Here is a 5,092-nt window from a genome sequence, read left to right on the forward strand (position 1 = left end):
GGTAGAGTAAGACATGCTTGCTGTTGAGCTAGTTGTGTAGTGACTCTTGCGCTTGCCTATCACTCTGCCCCTTTTCTCGCAAACAACGTCATTGCAAGCTTTGAGCCACTTGTGTCAGGCAGCCAGGGGCTAGACCTCTACGATATCAACTATTCTATCCCCGTCAATCCCTACAATGGCACCCTTAGTGTACGCTACAACAACAGCGACAGCGGCATTATCGAAGATGAATTCGAGGAGCTTGATATCGAAAGCGAAACTCGCACCTTTTCTGTCAGTTTTCGCCAACCGATATTCCGCTCCTCAGAACGTGAATTTGCTCTGAGTTTAGCCCTAGACTTGCGTCGCAGTCAAACCTTTTTACTCGGGGAACCTTTTTCTTTCTCAGTTGGTCCAGAAGACGGCGAATCCAAGGTAACGGTATTGCGATTTGCTCAAGATTGGATAGACCGTAGTAGCCCTAGTCGCATATTAGCTGCTCGCTCTCAGTTTAGTTTTGGGTTGGGTGCCTTTGATGCAACTATCAACAACACTGGGACTGACGGGCGATTCTTTAGCTGGTTGGGACAATTCCAATGGGTACAACAGTTGTCACCCAGAACGACGCTGATCACACAAATTAATGCTCAGTTAACCCCAGATTCTTTGCTATCCCTAGAACGCTTCAGTATCGGTGGCGTGGATACAGTCAAAGGCTATCGACAAAACCAACTAGTTGCTGATAATGGTATCCTGGGTTCGGTACAACTCCGCATCCCTCTCACCTCAGACCCTAGCAAACTACAACTAGCCCCTTTTTTTGAAATCGGTACAGCTTGGAATAATCTAGATCCTGACCCTGACCCCGCCACCATTGCTAGCCTGGGAGTAGGTTTGCGATCGCAAATTATCTCTGGTTTAGATTTGCGCCTAGACTATGGTATCCCCTTGATTAAGGTCAACAACCGAGGAAATTCACTACAAGAGAATGGTTTCCACTTTTCATTGGGCTATCAGCTGTAGGTTCGCAGCTGAGTTTTGAGCAAAAGTCTATGCGATCGCATTTCACTGAAATTCCTCCATACTAATGTGCTAAACAACCCATAAAACCCTTTTAAAATTCGGGTTACAGCAATTGCCTCAACCAAAATCTACCCATGTTTATTAGGGGTTTATTTTTGCGATTGCGTAGGGTGGCCGTAGGCCAATCGCATTCCTCTAATCATCTATATGTAATCTTCTCAAGACCAAGATCAGATAAGTATCAGAGCAATTGTACCCATTAATGGAAGTCAAAAGGTGAATCTCCCTGGATACGCTTGGGCAACTAGGGGGATGAGCTGAGATTAGTAGTGTTAGACTCTTAGTGTCGATAACCACACTTACCGGGATTACCCTGAGGGAAGCCTGGGAGCTTCATTGTTAATGGGAGTAGGGAGCTGAGGCCGTAGGCCACGCGGGGCGCGTTCGGAGTAGGGATTAGGGACTTCGGAGTAGGGAGTAGGCAGTGACTGTGTGACTGGTGACAGCTAAAGGGCAATATATGCGAAATATTGCCCTTTAGCTGATGTAATGTTACAGTGTTTATAAACACTTGCTGTCAAGGAGCGTGCTATGCCGTCTGTGAACAATCAGCCCCCCAAACGCATCAACGCTACATTGCCGGAACCGCTAGCGCAATTTGTCGCCGAGATGACAGGAGAAAACGGGCTATACGAAACCCCCAGTGAATTTGTTCGGGATCTCATTCGCAAACATATGGAAAAAACTGCTGCGGCTGAACGATACGCCATAAACAGCTTATTGCGGCAGTCTCTCCATGAGAACAGTTATACCCCTCTGACAGAGGATGATGCCGACACCATTCGCCATAGCCTCAGTTAAATAGCACGATGACATTCTCCATGCAAAAAAGTGCCCTGTTTATGCGACAGTGGCGGGACTATGCACAGAATTACAAAAACCGTGCTGGAGTAGATGTGGCCGAACGATTCATCGCCGCCGTAGAGCAAGCCTTGGATTTCATCAAAAACAATCCCTATGCCTGCGCTCTCTACGATGCCGGTGAAGGATACGAGGATCTGCAAGTCTATCAATTCAGAAAATGGCGCTTGCAAGGTTTTCCCCATGCGGTGCTGTTCCGCTTAGAAGATAACGCAACCATCCTGGTGGAAGTCCTGTATGCCCATAAAATGCATATACCATCGCGTCTTATGAGTGATATGGAAGGGATTTAGTTAGGTAAGGTGATGTTTTATTAATAATCAATGGGGAGAGGGGAAACGCGGGGACGCGGATAAGCAACAAAAGTTGTTATTGTACAAATGTTGTTATTATGCTAAGATCTTCTTGTTGTTGAACAACATAAGGATTTCCCATGCCTAGGCTTTCGATTGAGATCACCCCAGAACAGCATCAGAAGCTCAAAGCGATCGCAGCCCTGAGCGGCAAAACTATTAAGGAATATGTGCTTGAACGCTGTCTGCCTGATGTGCCCATCAACCCAGAACTAAGCTCCGAAGAAGCCCTGGCTCAACTGTCTGCCTTTCTCAAGCCGAGAATAGAAGCGGCTGAACGGGGTGAATTCTCCCCTAGCACTTTTGCAGATATTAAGCAGAAAGCACGTAATAACATCCAGTCCTGAATGAAGATGCCCTGATTAGACGTTTTGCAAAAGTGGTCTGAATCCCACAGATTTCCTGGGCTAAAAATGGCTTTTGCAACAGGTCTATTGGCAATGAATGCTCTCACTAAATAACGTCAGTTCGGGTTAATATAGCGTTTCTCAGAGTAATGAGGTGCACAGGATTTTTTTCCTGTTGCCTGTTGGCTGTTGGCTGTTACCTAAAATCAAAAATGTACCTGACCCAATTGAGAACTACTATAAAATAGGCTTATCAGCTCTGGTAAAGGTTTTTCCTATGGTTCAGCAGCTCCATCCCACTACCGATGACATCTTCTATCCCGAAAGTGACGGCAAACCCTTGGCGGACAATACCCTTCAATTTGAACTAATTACCACCATTAAGTATGGCCTGGAAGCCCTATTCAAAGATGACCCCAATGTGTTTGTTGCCGGGGATTTGTTGTGGTATCCAGAACAAGGACAACCCAAAATCAACCAAGCCCCCGATGTGATGGTGGTCTTGGGTAGACCGAAAGGGCATCGGCGTTCCTACAAAACCTGGGTTGAAGATAACATTAATCCCCAGGTGGTCTTTGAAATTGCCTCATTAACTAATACCATCAAGGAATTAGAGGACGATAAACTCAAGTTTTACCGGACCCATGGAGTAGAAGAGTACTATCTCTATGATCCAAATAGAGCAAAACTAAAAGGCTGGTTGCGTTCAGCAGAAAAGTTAGAACCAATCCCCCAGATGCTTGGTTGGGTGAGTCCCCGTTTAGGAATTAGGTTTGAGTTAGTAGGCTCGGACTTGGTGCTGTATTATCCCAATGGTGAGCGTTTTGCTACGTATTTGGAAATTATTGAGCTCAAAGATCTCGCTCAACAACAGGCAGAACAAGAACGTCAACGAGCAGAGCAAGCAGAGGAAGCTTTAGAGCAAGCAGAGGAAGCTTTGGAGCTTGAAAGGCTGGAAAAACAACAGGCATCACAACGAGCAGAACAGGCAGAAGCTTCGTTGCAAGCATTGTTGGAGCAGTTAAAAGCAAAGGGCATAGATCCAGAACAGTTCGAGCTATGAACTCCACCATACCGACACGTTGTCAACTGTGGAAGGTGATTAAGGCGGTGAATGAGGTTATGAATGACTTAAGGGTGGCGCAACACTTTCCTCCTCAGGATGAGGGATTAGCTTATCTAGCAAAGGGAACAGGGAATAGGGAACAGGGAGTAGGGAGTAGGGAGTAGCGATGCAGCGCGGTCTTGGGGGTTTCCCCCATGAGCGACTGCATCAAGACGGGAGTAGGGAATATGGCATCAAAAATTATCACAATTCCTACACGGATCCCTATCTGCCAAAATTGATAAAATTAAGACAGATTAAATCAGGATAATTGATATGACTGAAACCATAGACAGAGTCAGTTGGAGAATCGATGATTTAGAACTATTGCCTCACTCTGAAGGGACAATCTACGAAATAATTGACGGAGAATTATTTGTGACTCGAACGCCTCACCGACGACATCAACAAATTTGTGGCAGAATTTTTAGTTATTTGAATAATTGGTCAGAATCAACAGGTAATGGTGAAACTATTATTACTCCCGGAATCATATTCTCAGATGCCGATAATGTGATTCCTGATGTAGTGTGGGTAAGCCAAGAAAGATTAGCTCAAATAGAAGATGAAGCCGGACATCTTACGGCAGCACCTGAATTAGTGGTGGAAGTAATTTCTAAAGGTATTGACAACGAAAAACGCGACCGCGAAGTTAAAGTCAAGTTATATTCAATTCAAGGGGTAAAAGAATATTGGATTGTCGATCGTTTTCGTAAGCAAGTAGAGGTATATCGCCGAGACAAGGGAAAATTAACTCTAGTTGCTACCTTATTTGATCAGGATGAGTTAACTTCTCCTTTATTCCCAAATTTTGTTGTACTAATCAATCGCTTTTTTCCAGTTAAGTAAAACAGCACATAAACTGAATAAGATTACCAAAATTATAGGTTTTAATACTCGGTATCTTCAGGATTATACCAAATTTTAGCAAAGACCGATTCAGAAAGTTTAGTCACTAAGGTTTTAGCTTTAGCTGGCATGAAAAACTGTTACTTCGACATCATCAGGTAAATTTTTGCCTTCCAGGACATCATGGGTCAAACTTCTGAGGTGTTGGGTTGTCTTCAAAGGAAATTGTTGATCAGCATAGAGAGCAGCGATCGCTCAAGCCTCATCATTATCCTGGATTGCTTGGTCAATTTCTTCGGGGTGAGCATCAGCATAAACCCAAGCATTGGCAACATCGCTGGCACTTAGGGTAGGGTAATTTTGCAGAAGATCAACTTCACTGCTGCCACAGGGTAATCGCATTGAACTTGGTATAAATTGTACTTGACAAAAGAAACAAAGAGTGGAATAAAACTTTCCGACAATCAAGGCTGTGTTGCACAACTGACGAAGCTACCATAATAGGGAAGAACAAT

At 44.5% G+C, this 5,092-nt stretch carries 7 protein-coding genes; 6 read left to right on the forward strand and 1 reads right to left on the reverse strand.

Features of this window, described 5'->3' with window-relative positions; translation table 11 throughout:
* Positions 1–111 precede the first annotated feature (111 nt).
* From F6K46_RS37990 to F6K46_RS38015, 6 genes are all read left to right on the forward strand, one after another.
* Positions 112–1,002: a ShlB/FhaC/HecB family hemolysin secretion/activation protein gene (locus tag F6K46_RS37990; protein ID WP_293068115.1), complete on the forward strand. Its 891-nt coding sequence runs from the start codon at positions 112–114 to the stop codon at positions 1,000–1,002.
* 591 nt (positions 1,003–1,593) lie between these two features.
* On the forward strand, positions 1,594–1,863 hold the full coding sequence (locus F6K46_RS37995; protein WP_293068118.1) for a ribbon-helix-helix domain-containing protein: 270 nt from the start codon (positions 1,594–1,596) through the stop codon (positions 1,861–1,863).
* An 8-nt stretch (positions 1,864–1,871) separates the two neighbouring features.
* Positions 1,872–2,216, forward strand: coding sequence for a type II toxin-antitoxin system RelE/ParE family toxin (locus F6K46_RS38000; protein ID WP_070391078.1), 345 nt, complete (start codon positions 1,872–1,874; stop codon positions 2,214–2,216).
* A gap of 140 nt (positions 2,217–2,356) precedes the next feature.
* Complete coding sequence (locus tag F6K46_RS38005; RefSeq protein WP_287313252.1) at positions 2,357–2,623, forward strand: DUF1778 domain-containing protein; 267 nt, start codon at positions 2,357–2,359, stop codon at positions 2,621–2,623.
* Between the two features lie 277 nt (positions 2,624–2,900).
* Positions 2,901–3,686, forward strand: a complete 786-nt coding sequence (locus F6K46_RS38010; RefSeq protein WP_293022743.1) for a Uma2 family endonuclease — start codon at positions 2,901–2,903, stop codon at positions 3,684–3,686.
* A 318-nt stretch (positions 3,687–4,004) separates the two neighbouring features.
* Positions 4,005–4,577 carry a Uma2 family endonuclease gene (locus F6K46_RS38015; RefSeq protein ID WP_293068123.1) on the forward strand — a complete coding sequence of 191 codons (573 nt, stop codon included), beginning with the start codon at positions 4,005–4,007 and terminating at the stop codon, positions 4,575–4,577.
* Between the two features lie 255 nt (positions 4,578–4,832).
* Here the strand turns inward: F6K46_RS38015 and F6K46_RS38020 are convergent, their stop codons facing one another.
* Positions 4,833–4,979, reverse strand: a complete 147-nt coding sequence (locus F6K46_RS38020) for a hypothetical protein (protein WP_293068125.1) — start codon at positions 4,977–4,979, stop codon at positions 4,833–4,835.
* Positions 4,980–5,092: the final 113 nt, after the last annotated feature.

The sequence above is a fragment of the Moorena sp. SIO3E8 genome (assembly GCF_010692445.1).
GTDB classification, from domain to species: domain Bacteria; phylum Cyanobacteriota; class Cyanobacteriia; order Cyanobacteriales; family Coleofasciculaceae; genus Moorena; species Moorena bouillonii.

Coding starts and splice junctions, on each gene's coding strand:
- F6K46_RS37995 (WP_293068118.1), top strand. CDS start 1,594: ATGCCGTCTGTGAACAATCAGCCCCCCAAACGCATCAACGCTACATTG.
- F6K46_RS38000 (WP_070391078.1), top strand. CDS start 1,872: ATGACATTCTCCATGCAAAAAAGTGCCCTGTTTATGCGACAGTGGCGG.
- F6K46_RS38005 (WP_287313252.1), top strand. CDS start 2,357: ATGCCTAGGCTTTCGATTGAGATCACCCCAGAACAGCATCAGAAGCTC.
- F6K46_RS38010 (WP_293022743.1), top strand. CDS start 2,901: ATGGTTCAGCAGCTCCATCCCACTACCGATGACATCTTCTATCCCGAA.
- F6K46_RS38015 (WP_293068123.1), top strand. CDS start 4,005: ATGACTGAAACCATAGACAGAGTCAGTTGGAGAATCGATGATTTAGAA.
- F6K46_RS38020 (WP_293068125.1), bottom strand. CDS start 4,979: ATGCGATTACCCTGTGGCAGCAGTGAAGTTGATCTTCTGCAAAATTAC.